13 protein-coding genes are annotated in these 17,941 nt (G+C 74.2%); 8 read left to right on the top strand and 5 right to left on the bottom strand.

The window, feature by feature from the left end; translation table 11 throughout:
- The first annotated feature begins 24 nt into the window (after positions 1–24).
- Positions 25–717, top strand: a complete 693-nt coding sequence (locus EDD39_RS19370; RefSeq protein ID WP_123557697.1) for a hypothetical protein — start codon at positions 25–27, stop codon at positions 715–717.
- A 94-nt stretch (positions 718–811) separates the two neighbouring features.
- Here the strand turns inward: EDD39_RS19370 and EDD39_RS19365 are convergent, their stop codons facing one another.
- Together EDD39_RS19365 and EDD39_RS19360 are read right to left on the bottom strand one after the other, a co-directional pair.
- Positions 812–1,453 carry a LuxR C-terminal-related transcriptional regulator gene (locus EDD39_RS19365; RefSeq protein ID WP_208765533.1) on the bottom strand — a complete coding sequence of 214 codons (642 nt, stop codon included), beginning with the start codon at positions 1,451–1,453 and terminating at the stop codon, positions 812–814.
- A 121-nt stretch (positions 1,454–1,574) separates the two neighbouring features.
- Positions 1,575–2,762 carry an ATP-binding protein gene (locus EDD39_RS19360; RefSeq protein ID WP_148089475.1) on the bottom strand — a complete coding sequence of 396 codons (1,188 nt, stop codon included), beginning with the start codon at positions 2,760–2,762 and terminating at the stop codon, positions 1,575–1,577.
- A gap of 427 nt (positions 2,763–3,189) precedes the next feature.
- On the opposite strand from EDD39_RS19360, the gene EDD39_RS19355 reads away from it, so the two are divergent.
- From EDD39_RS19355 to EDD39_RS19335, 5 genes are all read left to right on the top strand, one after another.
- A complete protein-coding gene (locus EDD39_RS19355) occupies positions 3,190–3,738 on the top strand; it encodes a hypothetical protein (RefSeq protein WP_123557693.1) in 549 nt (182 codons plus the stop codon).
- A 59-nt stretch (positions 3,739–3,797) separates the two neighbouring features.
- Positions 3,798–4,382, top strand: a complete 585-nt coding sequence (gene thpR / locus EDD39_RS19350) for an RNA 2',3'-cyclic phosphodiesterase (protein WP_123557691.1) — start codon at positions 3,798–3,800, stop codon at positions 4,380–4,382.
- A gap of 315 nt (positions 4,383–4,697) precedes the next feature.
- Positions 4,698–6,803 (top strand): cellulose binding domain-containing protein, encoded by a 2,106-nt coding sequence (locus EDD39_RS19345; RefSeq protein WP_123557689.1) that lies wholly within the window; start codon positions 4,698–4,700, stop codon positions 6,801–6,803.
- A 145-nt stretch (positions 6,804–6,948) separates the two neighbouring features.
- Positions 6,949–7,437, top strand: coding sequence for a hypothetical protein (locus EDD39_RS39670; RefSeq protein WP_162870063.1), 489 nt, complete (start codon positions 6,949–6,951; stop codon positions 7,435–7,437).
- 176 nt (positions 7,438–7,613) lie between these two features.
- Positions 7,614–8,162: a signal peptidase II gene (locus EDD39_RS19335; RefSeq protein WP_123557687.1), complete on the top strand. Its 549-nt coding sequence runs from the start codon at positions 7,614–7,616 to the stop codon at positions 8,160–8,162.
- A gap of 168 nt (positions 8,163–8,330) precedes the next feature.
- On the opposite strand, the gene EDD39_RS19330 is transcribed toward EDD39_RS19335, so the two are convergent.
- A complete protein-coding gene (locus EDD39_RS19330) occupies positions 8,331–8,963 on the bottom strand; it encodes an SMI1/KNR4 family protein (RefSeq protein WP_123557686.1) in 633 nt (210 codons plus the stop codon).
- Positions 8,964–9,101: 138 nt separating this feature from the next.
- The gene (locus EDD39_RS19325; RefSeq protein ID WP_123557684.1) at positions 9,102–10,421 is read right to left on the bottom strand and encodes an MFS transporter; all 1,320 of its coding nucleotides are present in this window, start codon (positions 10,419–10,421) and stop codon (positions 9,102–9,104) included.
- A 294-nt stretch (positions 10,422–10,715) separates the two neighbouring features.
- On the opposite strand from EDD39_RS19325, the gene EDD39_RS42715 reads away from it, so the two are divergent.
- Positions 10,716–12,500 (top strand): discoidin domain-containing protein, encoded by a 1,785-nt coding sequence (locus tag EDD39_RS42715; protein WP_123557683.1) that lies wholly within the window; start codon positions 10,716–10,718, stop codon positions 12,498–12,500.
- Between the two features lie 50 nt (positions 12,501–12,550).
- Here the strand turns inward: EDD39_RS42715 and EDD39_RS19315 are convergent, their stop codons facing one another.
- Positions 12,551–13,750 (bottom strand): IS110 family RNA-guided transposase, encoded by a 1,200-nt coding sequence (locus tag EDD39_RS19315; RefSeq protein ID WP_123557681.1) that lies wholly within the window; start codon positions 13,748–13,750, stop codon positions 12,551–12,553.
- A gap of 274 nt (positions 13,751–14,024) precedes the next feature.
- On the opposite strand from EDD39_RS19315, the gene EDD39_RS42105 reads away from it, so the two are divergent.
- A complete protein-coding gene (locus EDD39_RS42105; RefSeq protein ID WP_123560598.1) occupies positions 14,025–17,861 on the top strand; it encodes a discoidin domain-containing protein in 3,837 nt (1,278 codons plus the stop codon).
- Positions 17,862–17,941: the final 80 nt, after the last annotated feature.

Here is a 17,941-nt window from a genome sequence, read left to right as displayed (position 1 = left end):
GCACCCCACAGGAGAACTCCCGTCATGACCGGACGTCAGCCACTCGCCGCCCGCGCCCTGCTCGCCGCCTCGGCGCTGGCCGCGGTGCTCGCCCTCGCCGCCTGCGACCCGGAGGGGACGGACGGCGGGGACGCGGCCTCGCCCGCGCTCTCGCCCGCGGCGAGCGCCCCGAAGTCCTCGCCCGCGGCGGCGAAGTCCTCGCCCGCCGCGCCGCCGTCCACGGGGGCCGCGCCCTCGTCCAGCAGACCGGTCTACCCGGGCGGCAAGCACACCCTGACCGAGGCGCGCACGGCCGGCGGGCTGGCCCGGGCGACCGGGGACGCCCAGCTGAGCGACGTGCCGGTGGACCCGGGCGAGATGCGCGAGGGGATGACCCTGGTGGAGGCCAACTACCTTCCCAAGGCGGGTGGTTCGGGCCGTTCGGTGCTGTTCGCCGGGGTCGACAACGTGCCCGAGGACCCCAGCAGGCGCCGCGAGCACCTGTGGCGCGGCCTGATCGACTACGCGCACGGCGAGGGCTCCACCGGCGACCCCGGCGGCTCCGCCCAGTACCCGGCCGGCCCGCTCGGCGGCAACCTGGAGTGCTTCCCGCTCGGCTCCGACACCCTGTGCGGCTGGGTCGACAACAGCACCGCCGGCGTCGCCCTGTTCCCCGGCACCGCGCCGGCCGACGCCGCCGAGCAGTTCGTCCTGATGCGCGCCGACCTGGAGCACTGACGTCCGGCGACGAAGCGGCGGTCGCGGGGCCGAGGGGGGGTCGCGGGGCCGGGGGTCGGGGGCGGTTCGGCAGGGGCGGCTCAGCGGGGGCGGCTCAGCGGGGTCGGCGCGGGTCCAGCAAGTCGCCCGGGCCGAGGCCGAGTTCGCGTTCCAGGTCGGCCGGGGAGTGGTCGCGCAGGAAGTCCGCGAACTTCGCGGTCACCACGGACATGTGCTCCTCGGCGGTCTTCTTGCCGATGAACAGCCGCTCGGCAATGCTGCGGAACGCCTCGCCGCGGGCCCTGGCCGAGAGCACCTCGCGCTGACGGTCCGTCAGACTCGGTAGCCCGCCGCGCCGTTCGGCCAGTTCGGCCAGGCCGACCAGGGCCTGCGTGATCACCACCCGGTCGGCCGCCACCTCGGCGACCGCCCCGGCCAGCGCGGGCAGCGGCTCCGCCTTGTGCACCACCCCGCGCGCGCCGGCCGCCATGCAGCCGACCAGCACCTCGCGGCGGCGCTCGTTGGTGTAGATCAGCACCCGGTACCCGGCCGCGGCCACCGCCTCGACCGCCGCCGCACCCTGCCGCACCCCGGTCCGACCGGTGCCGGTCAGCACCAGGTCGAGCAGCACCACGTCCGCCGCGGGCCGGGCCGCCAGCAGTTCCTCCACGCTGCTGACCGCCAGCACCACCCGCAACTCCGGCAGCAGGTACGGCAGTCCCTCCCGAATGACCGTGTCGTCGTCCACCACGGCCACCCGACTGCCTTCCTCGGCCGGGGCGTTGGGTCCACGCGAGGGGGTCACTCCGGTTCCGTCCTTCCACGCACTCGACAAGTCCCTTCATCCACAAGGTGGTTGGCCACCTGCCGGTCGGCGCTCACCGCTCCGCCGGCCTGCCGCGCAGCAGGACGACCGTCCCCGCGCCCGGCGCGGAGCGGATCTCGGACTCCACGCCGACCTCGGCCAGCGCCCGGCTCACCTGCACCCGCAGGCCGAAGCCGAGCGGCCGGCGGGCCTGGTCGAACCCGCGGCCGTCGTCGCGGACGCTGACCTCCCAACGGCCCAGCCCCGGCGGGGCGTCGGCGTGCACCACGACCTGCCCGGCGGCGGCGTGCGCCCGGACGTTGTGCAGCACCGTCGCCAGCGCCGCCCGCAGCGGACCGGCCACGGCGGGCGGGACGGGCACGTCGGCGGCCAGGTCTACGGCGTAGTCGATCGGCAGGTCGGTGAAGCCCTCACCGGCCTGCCGCACCAGCTCCGCCAGCATCACCTCCGGCCGCTCCCCGGCCGACGGGCCGTCCTCGGCCCGGCCGGAGCCGGCCAGGTCGGCGTCGGACTGCTCCAGGAAGTGCCGCACCCGGGCCGCCCCGGCGGCGGCCTGTCGGCGCAGCACCTCCACCAGGCCCGGTTCCAGGCCGGGTTCGGCCAGCAGCCGCATGATGGTGATCTGGTCGTGCAGCAGCAGCCGGTGCCGGTCCCGTTCGGCCTCCGCGGCCAGCACCGCGGCCTGCCGGCGGGCCTCGTCGGCGTCCCGGCCCAGGCGGCGGACGAACGTCGCGGAGGACCGGGCGGCAACCGCGAACACCAGGTAGCCGATCAGGTTGCTGGCCGCCGTGGAGGCGTGCGCGTGCGACAGGACGACGCCGGGCACCGCGTACGCCGCCGCGACCGCGGCCGTCGCGGCGGCGGTCTGCCCGCGGGTCGGGAGGCCGATCGCCGCGCCGAACACCGCGTTCACGCTGAGCGCGCCGCCCCAGGCCGTCCAGGTGCCCACCCAGTCCTCGGGGGCCAGGTACCAGGGCTGGGCCAGCAGCACGGCCATCGCCACCGCCACGTCGGCCCATGCCCACCCGCCCGCCGGGTACTGCCGCCGGCGCACCGCCACCAGGCACATGGCCAGCGACTGCGCGAGCGCGACGGCCATCAGCAGCCCGTCCAGCACCGGGTCCGTCGCCCGGGCCGTCCCGCGCGGGGCGGCCGGCAGGATCTCCAGCAGCGTCCCGGCCCGCATCAGCACGAACGCGATCACCACGGCGAGTTCCGCCCCCGCCGCCGTGGTCGACAACCCCCCGGAACCGGGCCACGGCCGCCACGGCCGCCACCCCCGCAGCGCGCGCAGCGCCCCGCGCGCGGCGGGGCACGAGGACGTGGGCGGTGCGGACGGTAGCTGTACAGGCGGTAGCTGTACGGGCGGTGGCGGGACGGGCGGTGGCGGTGCGGGCACGGGCCCCATCCTGCCGCAGCCGGGCGGTGGCCGGACCCCGGACGAATCCGGGTTCAGCCCGGCCCGGCGCGCGGCCATGCTGGTGCCCACCACACCGACGGGTACCGGGGGCCCGGCGGGGAGGGAACCGGCCGGTGCGGACGGGCGGACGTCCCGCGCACCGCCGGCGGTCGGACCGGCGCATGCGGCCCCGGTCCGGCCGCTCCGTCCGGCCGCTCCGTCCCGCCGCCCGCCCCCTGCCCGTTCCTCGAAGCAAGGAGCAACTCCCTTGGGACCACTCGCCAGTTGGCGCGCCGCCACCGCCGTCCTGCCCCGCCGCACCGCCCTGCGCCTGCTCGGCGCGTCCGCCGTCACCGCCGCGCTCGCCGCGTGCAGCGGGAAGTCCCTGCCGGGCTCGGGCGGTGCGGGGATCGCCGTGGTCGCGCTGGGCAAGTTCGCGGCCGGCACCTGGAAGGTCTCCGCCCCCGACGCGCACTACCACGACGCCACCCTCACCGTGACCGAATCCGGCACCTGGACGGGCGAGTTCGTCGACGAGCCGGACCAGGACCCGACCACCATGTCCGGCACCTGGACGCTGGCCGGGCAGCGCCTGCAACTCACCATCGACGACCGCGACGGCACCGCCGCCGACGTGCCGGCCGACGTGGCGGGCGACGCCTCGGCCGCCTTCACCTGGACCTACCAGGGTCGCGAGGAGTACCCGGACCGGATCCAGGCCCACTACACGGCCGAGTCCGGCACCCTGGCCCTGACCGTCGGCCCCGCCGACTCCCGCCCGCAGAAGCCGCTGACCATCACCGCCGTCCGCAGCTGATCCTCCCCCGGGGGGCGGGGTGCGCGGGCCGGGGCCGGGCGGGGTGCTAGAAATCCCTGGTGGACGATCCCCTCGAACCCCCGGCGCTGCGCGCCTTCGTGGCGCTCGCGCCGCCCGACGAGGCCAAGGACGAACTGGCCCGGGCGCTGCGGCCCGCGTACGACGCGTACCCCGGGCTGCGCTGGAACCGGATCGAGGACTGGCACATCACACTGGCGTTCCTCGGTGAACTCCCGTCCACCGCCGTCCCGTTGCTGCGTACGGTGCTGGCCGGGACGGCGGTCGGGCAGCCCGCCCTGCGGCTGGGCCTGCGGGGCGGGGGCCACTTCGACGGGCGACTGCTGTGGAGCGGGGTGGACGGGGACCTGGCGGGCCTGCACCGGCTGGCCGACGAGGTCCGGTCCCTGGTGCGCGCCCAGGGCATCGGCTTCCGGGACCGCCCGCTGCACCCCCACCTGACGCTGGCCCGGGCCCGCCGCGACGACGCCACCGCCGTCCCGGCGAGCGCGGCCGTCCTGGCCGGCTTCACCGGCCGGAGCTGGTGGACCGCCCGCATCCACCTGGTCGGCAGCAACACCGCCCGCGGCCCGGGCCCGATCCGCTACCGGGACATCGAGTCCTGGCCCTTCACCACCACCGCCTGACACCGGCCGTTCCCGCAGACCGGGCTGACGCCACATCAACTTCCGGGCTCCGCGATGCACTTCCGCCCCGTCCACCGCCCTGCTCGCCGCCCCGCGAACGTTTCAGCGCCCCGCGCGGGCCCCCGAGCTGCGGGGACGTCCGGCGGTCCGGGCCGCGGATTGACAGGTCCGCTCCCCCTTCCCACCATGGGAGCGCTCCCAAGCGCCGGCCGCCGCGGCACCGTACGCCGCCCGGCCGTCCCCCGTCCCCGTCCGGCTCGGTGGCCTCCGTGGCGTGGCCCCGGGCCGACGCCCCACCCGGGAGGAACCACCCCCATGCTGTTCCGCAGGAGATCCGCCGGGCTGCGCCGCCCGCTCGCCGCGACGGCCTCGGCCGCCCTGGCCGTGCTCGCGGCGGCGCTGCCGCTGTCCGCCCCCGCCGCCGCGGACCCCGCCCCCGCCGCGGACACCACCGTCACGGTGAACGCCGGCGCGGGCCTGGGCACCGTCGGCCAGGCCGCGCTCGGCGCCAACACCGCCATCTGGGACTCGCACATGAACGACCCCCAGGTGGCCTCGCTCTACCGGGACGCCGGGATCGGCGCGCTGCGCTACCCGGGCGGCTCGTACGCGGACATCTACCACTGGATCGACAACAGCGCGCCGGGCGGCTACGTCGCCCCGGGCACCGGCTTCGACGCGTTCATGGGGACGGTGCAGGCCACCGGCGCCCAGCCGATCCTGATCGCCAACTACGGCTCGGGCACCGCCCAGGAGGCCGCGGACTGGGTCCGGTACGCCAACGTCACCAAGGGCTACGGCGCGAAGTACTGGGAGATCGGCAACGAGATCTACGGCAACGGCGTCTACGGCAGCGGCTGGGAGAACGACACCCACGCCGACAAGACCCCGGACCAGTACGCCCGGGAGGTCAAGGCGTACGCCGCGGCGATGAAGGCCGTCGACCCGACGGTGAAGATCGGCGCGGTGCTCACCATGCCCGGCAACTGGCCGGACGGCATCGTCGCGGGCGGCGACAGCGGCGACTGGAACCACACCGTGCTGGCCGCCGTCGCGCACGACGTCGACTTCGTCAGCGTCCACTGGTACCCGAACGCCGGTGGCGGCGACCGGACGCTGGCCGCCGTCCAGCAACTGCCCGGCGAGCTGCGCGAGGTGCGCAACCTGCTGGACCGGTACGCGGGCGCCGACTCGGCGAAGATCGGCATCGCCATGACCGAGGTCAACTCCGAGTCCGGCAACGGCGCCCTCACCAGCCGCCCGAACGGCCTGTTCGCGGCGGAGGCGATGAGCACCGCGCTGGAGAACGGCGTCTTCACCGTCGACTGGTGGGACACCCACAACGGCGTCGGCCCGATCACCACCGTCGGCGACGAGACCGACTACGGCGACATGGGCATGCTGTCCAGCGGCGCCTGCAACGGCAGCGTCTGCGAACCGGCCGTGAACACCCCGTTCGCGCCGTACTACGGCATCAAGGCGCTCGGTGCGCTCAGCGACCCGGGCGACACCATGGTGGCCTCCGCCGCCTCCGGCCCCGAGGTCTCCTCGCACGCGGTGCTGCGCGCCAACGGCGACCTCAGCGTGCTGCTGCTGAACAAGAACTCCACCGCCGCCCGCACCGTGGACCTGCGCTACCTGGGCTTCACCGCCGGGACCGCCGCCCCCGCGGTGCAGCGCTGGGCACCCGGTGACACCGGCCTGGTCGACGCCACCGGCACCGCCACCGCCACCTCGGCGACCCTCGCCCCGTACTCGCTCACCGTGCTGACCGTGCACCCCGCGGCCGGCACCGGCTCCGCCGCCGCCACCGTCGGCGCGCCCGGCACCCCGCGCACCACCGCCGTGGACGCCAGTACCGCCACCCTGAGCTGGCCCGCCGCGACCGGCGCCGTGGACCGCTACGAGGTCTACGAACAGCTGGGCACCACCGTCCAGTTGCTCGGCTCGTCCACCGGCACCTCGGCCACCCTCTACAACCTGCCGCCGGGCTCCCGGCACACCGTCAACGTGCTGGCCCGCGACCAGGCCGGCCACCTCTCCCGGCCCTCCGTCCCGCTCACCTTCACCACCGGCACCCCCGCCACCAGCACCTGCACCGTCTCGTACCAGGTGACCAGTGGCTGGGGCAACGGCTTCGTGGCCGACGTGGTGGTGAACAACCTCGGCCCGGCGGACCTGAACGGCTGGACCGTGGACTTCGACTGGCCCTCCACCGGACAGTCCGTCAACTCCTGGTGGAACGCCGACATCGCCTCCACCGGCCAGCACGTCCGGGTCACCAACGGCCAGTACAACGCCCACCTGGCGCCGAACGGCGGCAGCTCCGCCGAGTTCGGCTTCGTCGGCGCCAACAACGGCGCCAACCCGTCCCCGACGGTGTTCCGCCTGAACGGAACGGTCTGCCGCACCGTCAGCTGACCTTCCCCGCACCGGCGTTCCGCCACCGGCACCTGAGTACCCGTACTCAGGTGCCGGTGTCCGTGCCGAACGATACTGTTCGCACACGTCGGCAATCCGCCACGCCGGGAGCCCGCTCCCGGCGCCACCGAGGGGGAACACCACCATGAAGCGCACCCGTCTCGCCGCGACCGCCGCTGCCGCCGCCGTGCTCGCAGCCACCGCCGCCACCACGGCCTCCGCCGACTCGCCCTCCCCCGCCGCCACCGCCACCGCCACCGCCACCGCCACCGCCCACGGCACTCCCGGCACCGGGCAGGTCATCCCCTACCCGGGTCCCGACGGCCTGATCTGGATCCCCGAGTGGATCGGCGACGGCGGCGCCGTCACCGGCGGCGCCAACCCGGCCGGCCTCCCCGTCACCGTCACCCTCGCCTGCCTCACCACCGACGCCCCCGCCGAGGCCCGCGTCACCTTCACCGCCCAGTACGGCGACCCCACCCCCGTCACCTTCACCACCCCCTGCCTCCCCGGCACGACCACCACCGCCACCACCACCGTCGCCCCCGAACAGGGCCGCTCCTTCTACGTCGGCGTCCAGACCTCCACCCCGGACGTCCACTGGGGCCTGACCGTCACCCAGCCGGAATCCTGACCCCACGGGCCCGCACTCCGGGACTCGGCCGCCCCGTTGCACCGGCTCCCGCCCGGGGCCGGACGGCGGGGCCGGGGCCGGGCAGCCGGGCCGGGAGCGTCCCGGATACCGTCCTCCCAGGAGAGAACCACCCGCAGCCCGGCGGGTGCCAGGAACCCGAGGAGAGCAGACCGGACATGACAGCCAGCGACCCGACGGGCACCCCCGCACCTCCCGCGCCCTCCGCACCCCGGCGCGTCCTGCTGCTGCTCTGGGCGGTCACCGCCACCGCGTACGCCCTCGACCTGGCCAGCAAGATCGCGGTGGTCGCCGGACTCGAGGGCCGCGCGCCCGTCCACCTGATCGGCGACTGGCTGGTGCTGCAGGTTCAGCGCAACTCCGGCGCCGCGCTCAGCATCGGCGAGACCACCACCATCGTCTTCACCCTGATCGCCACCGCCGTCGCCGTCACCGTCGTCCGCCTCTCCCGCCGCCTGGCCAGCACCCCCTGGGCGATCGCCCTCGGCCTCCTGCTCGGCGGCGCCCTCGGCAACCTGACGGACCGTCTCTTCCGCGCCCCCGGCAACCTCCAGGGAGCCGTCGTCGACTTCATCGCCGTCAACAACTTCAGCGTGATGAACCTCGCCGACTGGTCCCTCACCTGCGGCTGCGCCCTCGCCGTCCTCCTCTCCTTCCGCAACACCCCACTGAGCGCCGCCCCGGCCCCGGCCCCGGCCAAGCCCTGACCGACCGCTTCCGGGCGCCTGCCACGGAGACGGGCCGGGGGCGCCCGCCCGGTCCTGTGGGTCGATCACGGCAGCGTCACCGGTCACCACGTCCACGATCTGCAACCGTGGCGCCATCCAGGAGTCGGCCAGATCGCACTTCTCGTGCCGTTCAATCCAGTTTGACCGTCAGGGCAGTCCGACCGGAGCCGGCCTCAGTGGCTGACCGTTCAACTCGTGGGAGTCCTCCTCGTCCCACCACAGGTTGCCCTCCTCGGTGAGGTAGGGGTGCAGGTCGCGGACTCCTCCACCGTCGTGGAGCGCTTGTGCGACGGCGTGGAGGAGATGCGCGAGCCCAGGCCATGAATCGGTGAAGTCGCCGCCGCCGCTGTGGCCTGCCCAGCCCAGGCGCCCCGGGTTCGGGTTGGGCCGTTGGTCGATCACCTGGGCCACGCCGTCGGCGCTCTCGGCCCAGGGCACCCAGAGAGGGTGCCACCAGGGTTCGTCGTCCCACGGGCGGGTGGTCAGGCCGTCGTTCTCGGTCGCGACGTCCATGCGGGTCTGCCAGCGGTCCACGATTCCGCTCACCGACAGTGGGGACTGCTCGGGGAGGAGGGTCGCCCAAGTGCTCAGCCCGTTGTGGCAACGCAGGGACTCGACGAGGTCGCCGGGCAGCTGGATGCCGAGGGCCTGTTCCGCGTCCCGGACCTCGTCCGCTGTCGCCGGCGGGTTGAGCGCCGCAAGGTCGAAAGCCGAATGCATCGCCAGCCAGGCATCGATCCGGCGCCACGACTCCGACGGGGGCAAGATCTGCTGACTCATGGCGTCATCCTGCCCCACGTGTCCGACGCGGCGGACCGAGGAGCCGGATGCGTGCTCCGGCGGCGGAACGATGGTTGAAAGGGCGGTCGCCCCGCGTGGGCGGCCGGGTTTCCGGCACCGGACCGGGTGGGGCGGGGTTCAGGTTTCGTCGGGAGTCGGGAGCGGGGCCGGGGTCGAGGTGGGGCGGGGCCCGGTGGCCGGGGAGAGGGTGGCGGCGGCGAGGGTGAGGAGGAGGACCGGGAGCATGGCGGTGCGCAGGCCGCGGTGGTCGCCGAGGAAGCCGAGGGACGGGGGGCCCGCGAGCAGGGCGACGTAGCCGATCCGGGAGGTGAAGGTGATCCGGGCGGTGGTGTCGGGGCCGGACTCGCCGGCGGCGGAGAGCGCCAGCGGGAAGCCGAGGGAGGTGCCGAGGCCCCAGAGCAGGACGGCGCAGCCCGCGGCGGTCGGGGAGTCGGCGAAGGAGACCAGGGCGATGCCGGTGGCGGTGAGCAGTGCGCCGCCGCCGAGCATCACGGGCCGGCCGAACCGGGCGACGGCGGGGCCGCCGGCGAAGCGTCCGGCGGCCATGGCGGCGGCGAACCCGGCGTAGACCAGCGAGCCGAGGCCGGCCGGCATGTCGTGGCCGTCGACCATCAGCAGCGGCAGCCAGTCGGTGGCGGCGCCCTCGGCCAGCGTCATGGCGAACACCACGCCGCCGATCATCAGCAGCCGCGGGTCGAGGGCGGGCCGCCGTCCCGCCGACGCCGGGGCGGAGGGGTCGGCGGTGGCGCGGCCGAGGCCGGGTCGCAGGCCCGGGAGGGCGAGGACGAACAGGGTGGACGTCACGAGCAGGACGGCGGCCAGGTGCCAGGGGACGGGGAGGCCGATCGCCGCGCCGCCCGCGCCGAGGGCGGCGCCGAGCAGGGTGCCCAGGCTGTAGCAGCCGTGCAGGGCGGGCAGGACGGGGCGGCCGTAGGCGCGTTCCACCTCGGCGCCGTCGACGTTGCTGGCGACTTCCGACAGGCCCATGCCCGCGCCGATCAGCAGCAGGCCGAAGGCGACCAGCGGCGCGGAGGAGAGGGCCGCGCCGAGCGCCGTGGTGCCCGAACTGGCCAGCACCAGGACCATGCCGGTGATGACGACGGGCCGGGTGGAAAACCGGGCCACCAGGGCGCCGGCCACCAGGATGCCGAGCATCGAGCCGATCGACATCCCGAAGAGCACCAGGCCCATCTCGGCGGTGGAGGCGTCGAGCCGGTCGCGGACGTCGGGGGTCCGGGTGACCCAGGTGGCGAGCGCGAACCCGGGTATCCCGAAGCACAGTTGCAGGGCCAGGCGGTGCCGGCGGACCGCCGGGTCCGGCAGCCGGCGGGCCGGACGCTCGGGGCGCTCAAGGCGCTCAGGGCGCTCGGGGCGCTCGGGGCGCTCGGGACGGACACGCTCCCTCAGGCTGACGCGGGATGCCGGGCGGAACTCCATGGGAACGCGGGCCTCCGAGATGGTTGGCGTACCCACGCACCCTAGCCGCGCCCCGGCCCGCCCCTCCGCGCGGGGCGGAATCCCGGCTTCCGGTGCGGGCCGCCCCCGCTTCGACGTGCCGGTTCGGGGGCGGTGGCGGGCGCCGAAATGGGAGAGCGCTCTCCCGCTTGACATGAATTCTGCCAGGTCATCACACTGCTGGGGCGAGAGAGCGCTCTCAGCGCTCCCCTCTCTCTCGCTGCGCGACCGCACACCCCACTCCCCCACCTGCACGCGCACCCGAGGAGCCGTCAGATGCTCGCACCACGCCCCCATCTCCGCTGGAGGGCGCCGCTGTGCGCCCTGCTCGCCGTCACCGCCCTGCTGGCGAGCCTGCTGCTCGCCCTGGCCCCGGCACCGACCGCCCACGCCGCCGGGGCGCTGCTCTCGCAGGGCCGGCCCGCCACCGCCTCGTCCACCGAGAACGCCGGCACGCCCGCCTCGGCCGCCGTCGACGGCGACGCCGGCACCCGCTGGTCCTCCGCCGCCGCCGACCCGCAGTGGCTCCAGGTCGACCTCGGCTCCAGCCAACCGGTCGGTCAGGTCGTCCTGCGGTGGGAGGCCGCGTACGCGAAGGCGTACCGGATCCAGACCTCGGACGACGGCACCAACTGGACGAGTGTCTACTCCACCAGCACCGGCACCGGCGGCACCGAGACCCTGAACGTCACCGGCACCGGCCGCTACGTGCGGGTGTACGGCACCCAGCGCGCCACCCAGTACGGCTACTCACTCTGGGAGTTCCAGGTCTACGGCGCCGCACCGAGCAGCTGCGGGACGTCGAACGCCGCGCAGGGACGCCCGGCCACCGCCTCGTCCGCCGAGAACGCCGGGACGCCCGCCTCGGCCGCCGTCGACGGCGACGCCGGCACCCGCTGGTCCAGCGCGTTCGGCGACCCGCAGTGGCTGCAGGTCGACCTCGGCTCCAGCCGGACCGTCTGCCGGGTCCGGTTGCAGTGGGAGACCGCGGCCGCGAAGGCGTACCAGATCCAGACCTCGAACGACGGCACCAACTGGACGAGTGTCTACTCCACCAGCACCGGCACCGGCGGCACCGAGACGCTCGACGTCACCGGCACCGGCCGCTACGTGCGGGTGTACGGCACCGCCCGCACCACCGCGTACGGCTACTCGCTCTGGGAGTTCCAGGTCTTCACTACCACGGATGGCAGCAACTCCCCTTCCCCCAGCCCGAGTTCGAGCAGCAGCACGCCGCCCGCCGACCCGTTCTGGGGCGACACCGGCAGCATTCCGGCCGCGAAGAACGTGCTGACGGTGAAGGTGCTGAACCGCACCAACGGCGCCTACCCGGACAGCCAGGTGTACTGGAGCTTCAACGGCCAGGTGCACTCGATCGCCGAGCAGCCGTACCTCGACATGCCCGCCAACTCCTCCGGCCGGATGTACTTCTACCTCGGTTCGCCGACCAGCAGGTACGCCGACTTCATCGAGTTCACCGTCGGCCCGGACGTCTTCAACGGCAACACCACCCGGGTGGACGCCTGGGCGCTGCCGCTGGCGATGCGGCTGCACGCGGCCGACGGCTACGACGTACAGGTCGGTGACGCCCGGTCGGTGTTCGACGAGAGCCGGGCGCAGCTGTTCCAGGACTTCGCGGACGCCGTCCCCCAGGAGTTCAAGGTGCTGGCGCAGACCGAGGCCCCGTACCGGATCATCGCGCCGGGCAGCGACCCGAGCTTCCGGACCGGCGGCGTGAACGCGAACTACTTCACGGCGTACGCGAGTTCGGTCGGCGTCAACGAGTCCACCTCGAACATCTTCGGCTGCGCGGGCACCATGGCCGCCGACCCGGGCATGTGTTCGGCGCTGAACCGGCACGTCGCTACGCTGCCGCAGTCGCAGTGGTCCGACCCGACGAAGTACTACGCGGCGGGCCCGGCCAACTACTACGCCGAGTTCTGGCACGACCGCGCGATCGACGGCCTGGCGTACGGCTTCCCGTACGACGACTACGCCGGCCAGTCCTCGTACGTCTCGCACGCGAACCCGCAGTGGCTCGAGGTCGCCGTCGGCTACTGAGCCCCGGCGCGTCCCCCACCCCCTGTCTGCGAGGAGTCTCAATGACCGAGTCAAGCTGCCTGCGCGTTCAGAACGGGGGTGAAGATCCGATTGTTGCGCAGGAGCGCCCACAGGACGCTGACCCGGCGGCGGGCGAGGGCGATGATCGCCTGGACGTGCTTGCAGCCCTCGGCGCGCTTCTTGAGGTAGAAGTCCCGGTTCGGCCCGTCCCGCATGATGCTGGTCTGCGCGGACATGTAGAACACCCGTCGCAGGCGGCGACTGTAGCGTTTCGGCCGGTGCATGTTGCCGGTGCGGCGACCGGAATCGCGGGGGACGGGCACCAGCCCGGCCGCCGAGGCGAGGTGGCCGGCGTCCGCGTAGGCGGCCAGGTCCCCGGCGGCGACGACGAGCTCGGCGCCGAGTATCGGCCCGATGCCGGGCAGGGACTCGATGATCTCGGCCTGCGGGTGGGCACGGAAGGTGTCGCGGATCTGCTTGTCGATCCGCTTCAACCGGTCGTCCAGGGCCAGGATCTGTGCGGCGAGGTCGGCGACGATCGCGGCGGCGACGTCCTCGCCGGGCAGCACGGTGCGCTGGGCCTCGGCGGCCTCCAGCGCGGTCGCGGCGACCGCGTCGGCGCCGCGCACGCTCCGGTTGGCGAGCCAGGCCGTCAGCCGGGCCCGGCCCCGGCGGCGCAGGGCGGCCGGGGTCTGGTAGCCGGTCAGCAGGACCAGGGCGCCCTTGTGCGCGGAGTAGTCGAAGGCCCGTTCCAGGGCGGGGAAGATGCCGGTGAGCACGTCGCGGAGCCGGTTGATCATCCGCACGCGGTCGGCGACCAGGTCCGATCGGTGCGCAGTCAGCAGTGCGAGGTCCGCCGCGAGCTGGGCGGGCACCTCGATCGCAGCGAAGTCCCTTCGCTGACGGGAGGTTTCGGCGATGACGTAGGCGTCGCGGGCGTCGGTCTTCGCCTCGCCCCGGTAGGCGCCGGCCATGCGGTTGACGGTGCGTCCGGGCACGTAGACGGCCTGCTGGCCGTGGGCGGCGAGCAGGGCCAGCAGCAGTGCCGAGGCGGTGCCGGAGATGTCCACCGCCCAGTGGACCTGCTCGGCCAGCTCCAGGATTTCGCCGAGCGCGGTCAGGATCGCCGTCTCGTCGTTGACGATCTTCTTCGACCACAGCGTTGTGCCGGCCTCGTCGACCACGGCCGCCCAGTGATGGCCCTTGCCGGCGTCAACACCCGCCCAAGCACGGGCACTTCGCTCTCCCACTCGCCCCTCCTCGATCCCGCCTGCATTTCATCGGCCCGAGGAACACCCCGCCATCGTCTCCGTAAACAGCGACCGCACACAGCGCGCACATCTCAATCAGCAGCCAGGGCGCCCCGAAGAGCCGGACGGCCACTCCTCGCAAGCCACTGAAGGCAGAGAACCGTTAGCCACATCCGGCCCTCCCGGGCCGACCAACACCTTACGGAGAACCGTGAACGCACGTTCGGCACGCCCGCCGGGCTTCGCCCCGGCGCCCCGACGCACCGTCAGCACGCTGTGGACGGCGGCCCTCGCCGTCCTGGCCCTGCTCACCACCCTGCTGGTCGCGGGCACGCCCGCCGCGCAGGCCGCCCCGACGCTGCTCTCCCAGGGCCGGCCCGCCACCGCCTCGTCCGCCGAGAACGCCGGCACGCCCGCCTCGGCCGCCGTCGACGGCGACAACGGCACCCGTTGGTCCTCCGCCGCCGCCGACCCGCAGTGGCTCCAGGTCGACCTGGGCGCCGCCGCGACGCTCAGCCAGGTCGTGCTGCGCTGGGAGACCGCGGCCGCGAAGTCCTACCAGATCCAGACCTCGAACGACGGCGCCAACTGGACGAGTGTCTACTCCACCAGCACCGGCGCGGGCGGCACCGAGACGCTGAACGTCTCCGGCACCGGCCGCTACGTGCGGATGTACGGCACCGCCCGCACCACCCAGTACGGCTACTCGCTCTGGGAGTTCCAGGTGTACGGCACCGCCGGGACGGGCGGCGGGGGCGGCGCCGCCTGCGGCGCCCAGAACGCCGCACTGGACCGGCCGGTCACCGCCTCCTCCGAGCAGAGCGCCGCCTTCTCGGCCGCGGCCGCCGTGGACGGCGACGGCGGCACCCGGTGGTCCAGCGCCGCCGCCGACCCGCAGTGGCTCCAGGTCGACCTCGGTGCGGTGCTGCCGGTCTGCCGGGTCTCGCTGGCCTGGGAGGCCGCGTACGCCACGGCGTTCCAGGTGCAGGTCTCCGCCGACGGGGCGAACTGGACGAGTGTCTACTCCACCAGCACCGGCGCGGGCGGCACCGAGACGCTGAACGTCTCCGGCACCGGCCGCTACGTGCGGATGTACGGCACCGCCCGCACCACCCAGTACGGCTACTCGCTCTGGGAGTTCCAGGTGTACGGCACCGCCGGGACGGGCGGCGGGGGCGGCGCCGCCTGCGGCGCCCAGAACGCCGCACTGGACCGGCCGGTCACCGCCTCCTCCGAGCAGAGCGCCGCCTTCTCGGCCGCGGCCGCCGTGGACGGCGACGGCGGCACCCGGTGGTCCAGCGCCGCCGCCGACCCGCAGTGGCTCCAGGTCGACCTCGGTGCGGTGCTGCCGGTCTGCCGGGTCTCGCTGGCCTGGGAGGCCGCGTACGCCACGGCGTTCCAGGTGCAGGTCTCCGCCGACGGGGCGAACTGGACGAGTGTCTACTCCACCGCCACCGGCACCGGCGGCACGCAGGCGCTGGACGTCACCGGCACCGGCCGCTACGTCCGGATGTACGGCACCGCCCGGGGCACCGCGTACGGCTACTCGCTCTGGGAGTTCCAGGTCTTCACCGGCGGGGGCGGCAGCACCCCGACACCGTCCCCCACGCCCACTTCCACGGGTGGGAACGGGAGTTGCGGCACCGTCAACGCGGCGCTCGGGCACCCCGCCAGCGGCTCCTCCACCGAGGACGCCAACCCGGCGTACGACGCGTTCTACGCGACCGACGGCAGCACGCTGACCCGCTGGTCGAGCGCGGTCGGCGACCCGCAGTGGATCGTGGTCGACCTCGGCGGGAGCCTGCCGGTCTGCCAGGTGGTGCTGCAGTGGGAGAACGCCTACGCCACCGGGTTCCGGATCGAGCTGTCCGACGACAACGCCAAGTGGACGAGTGTCTACTCCACCACCGCCGGCACCGGCGGCACCCAGAAGGTCGACGTCACCGGCACCGGCCGCTACCTGCGGCTGTACACCACCGCCCGGGCCACCGGGTACGGCGTCTCGCTCTGGGAACTGGCCGTGCGCACCGTCGGCGACCGGACCGTCACCATCCCGCCGCCCGCGCCGAAGCCCGCCCCGGGCAGCTGTCCGTGGCTGAACCAGCCGAACCTGCCGGTCGCCACCCGGGTCGCCCAGCTGATGGGCGCGATGACGCAGGAGCAGAAGGACAAGATGCTGTACGGCGACGGCTCCGACGTCTACATCGGGCAGATCGCCGGGCAGCCCGAGCTGTGCATCCCCGACCTCAACCTGGAGGACGGCCCGAGCGGCGTCGGCGACGGCCTCGGCGGCGTCACCCAGTTCCCGGACGGGGAGGTGTCCGCGGCCACCTTCGACCCGGACTACGTGCACGAGTTCGGCGTCGCGGTCGGCCAGGAGTTCGCCGGCAAGGGCGTGCACGTCTCGCTCGGCCCGACGGTCAACATGGTGCGCGACCCGCGCTGGGGCCGGGCCTACGAGACCTTCGGCGAGGACCCGTACCTGAGCGGGCAGATCGCCAGTGCGGACGTCCAGGGCCTGCAGAGCCAGGGCGTGATGGCCGAGGTCAAGCACGTCGCCGCGTACAACGTCGAGCAGCCGTCCGCGCCCGGCAACGAGATCGTCGACGCCCGCACCCTGCAGGAGATCTACCTGCCCGCCTTCCAGACCGCGATCGAGAAGGGCGGCGCGGCGGCGCTGATGTGCGGCTACAGCATGGTCAACGGCGAGTACTCGTGCCAGAACCCGGCGCTGGAGAACGTCGCGATGTACCAGCAGGCGGGCTTCCAGGGGTTCATCACCTCGGACTGGGGCGGCATCCACTCCACCGTGCCGTCCGCCAACGCGGGCGAGACGGTCGAGATGCCGTTCAACGGCTTCTTCGCCGCCCCGCTGCTGCAGGCCGTCGCCGACGGCCGGGTCAGCCAGGCGACCTTCGACACCATGGTCTCCCGGGTGCTGACCCAGATGTTCCGCTTCGGCCTGTTCGACAAGGCGCCCAGCGGCTCCAAGACCGCGATCGTCGCCACCCCCGCCCACCGCGCGGTCGCCCTGCGCGGCGCCGAGGAGGGCACCGTGCTGCTCAAGAACAACGGCCTGCTGCCGCTGGACGCGAACGCGGGCCGCTCGATCGCCGTGATCGGCACCCAGGCCGGTCCCGGCACCCTCACCTCCGGCGGCGGCAGCGGCAACGCCACCAGCTCCGGCACCTACACCCCGCTGTACGGCCTCCAGCAGCGCACCGCGGGAACCGGCACCACCGTCGCCTACGACGACGGCACCGACCAGGCGGCCGCGGTCGCGCTCGCCAAGGCGTCGAACGTGGCGATCGTCTTCGCCGCCGACGACTACGGCCACGAGACGGCCGACACCGCCACCCTCGACCTGCCCGGCAACCAGAACGCGCTGATCTCGGCGGTGGCCGCGGCCAACCCGAACACCGTCGTGGTGCTCAGCGACAACTCGGCGGTCATGATGCCCTGGCTGAACCAGGTCGCGGGCGTCTTCGAGGGCTTCTACCAGGGCCAGGAGTTCGGCGAGGCCATCGCCGCGCTGCTGTTCGGCGACGTCAACCCGTCCGGGCACCTGCCGATCACCTTCCCCGCCGCGCTCTCCCAGGTCCCGGCCAACACCCCCGCCCAGTGGCCCGGCACCGGCGGCACCGTGCAGTACTCCGAGGGCCTGAAGATCGGCTACCGCTGGTACGACAGCAACAACCTCACCCCGCTCTTCCCGTTCGGCCACGGCCTGTCCTACACCACCTTCGCCTTCTCCGGCCTCCAGGTCGGCCCGCTCAGCGGCGGCCGGGCCACCGTCACCGCGACCGTCACCAACACCGGCGGCCGGGCCGGCACCGAGGTCGCCCAGCTGTACGTCGGCGCCCCCGCCGACACCGGGGAGCCCCCGCACCAGCTCAAGGGCTTCCAACGGATCACCCTGGCCCCCGGCGCGTCCGGCACCGTCAGCTTCACCGTGACGGCGCACAACCTGGCGCACTGGGACACCGGCAGCGGCAACTGGACCGCCACGGCGGGCAGTTACCAGATCCTGGTCGGCGACAGCTCCCGGCACCTACCGCTGACCGGCAGCCTCGCCAACCCGGCCACCGTCGTGGCGAACGCGATGGACTGACCGGGGGCCGCCCCCACCGCACGGCCGGGGGCCGCCGCCCGCCGCACGGCCGGGGGTGCCCGCGGGCGCCCCCGGCTCCG

The sequence above is a fragment of the Kitasatospora cineracea genome, from assembly GCF_003751605.1.
Taxonomy (GTDB): domain Bacteria; phylum Actinomycetota; class Actinomycetes; order Streptomycetales; family Streptomycetaceae; genus Kitasatospora; species Kitasatospora cineracea.
This window is presented reverse-complemented; position numbering and strand designations above follow the sequence as displayed.

Bases quoted from the DNA above. Each gene is read 5' to 3' on its own strand.
- EDD39_RS19325 (WP_123557684.1), bottom strand. From the start codon at position 10,421: ATGGAGTTCCGCCCGGCATCCCGCGTCAGCCTGAGGGAGCGTGTCCGT.
- EDD39_RS39670 (WP_162870063.1), top strand. From the start codon at position 6,949: ATGAAGCGCACCCGTCTCGCCGCGACCGCCGCTGCCGCCGCCGTGCTC.
- EDD39_RS19330 (WP_123557686.1), bottom strand. From the start codon at position 8,963: ATGAGTCAGCAGATCTTGCCCCCGTCGGAGTCGTGGCGCCGGATCGAT.
- EDD39_RS19345 (WP_123557689.1), top strand. From the start codon at position 4,698: ATGCTGTTCCGCAGGAGATCCGCCGGGCTGCGCCGCCCGCTCGCCGCG.
- EDD39_RS19370 (WP_123557697.1), top strand. From the start codon at position 25: ATGACCGGACGTCAGCCACTCGCCGCCCGCGCCCTGCTCGCCGCCTCG.
- EDD39_RS19335 (WP_123557687.1), top strand. From the start codon at position 7,614: ATGACAGCCAGCGACCCGACGGGCACCCCCGCACCTCCCGCGCCCTCC.
- EDD39_RS42715 (WP_123557683.1), top strand. From the start codon at position 10,716: ATGCTCGCACCACGCCCCCATCTCCGCTGGAGGGCGCCGCTGTGCGCC.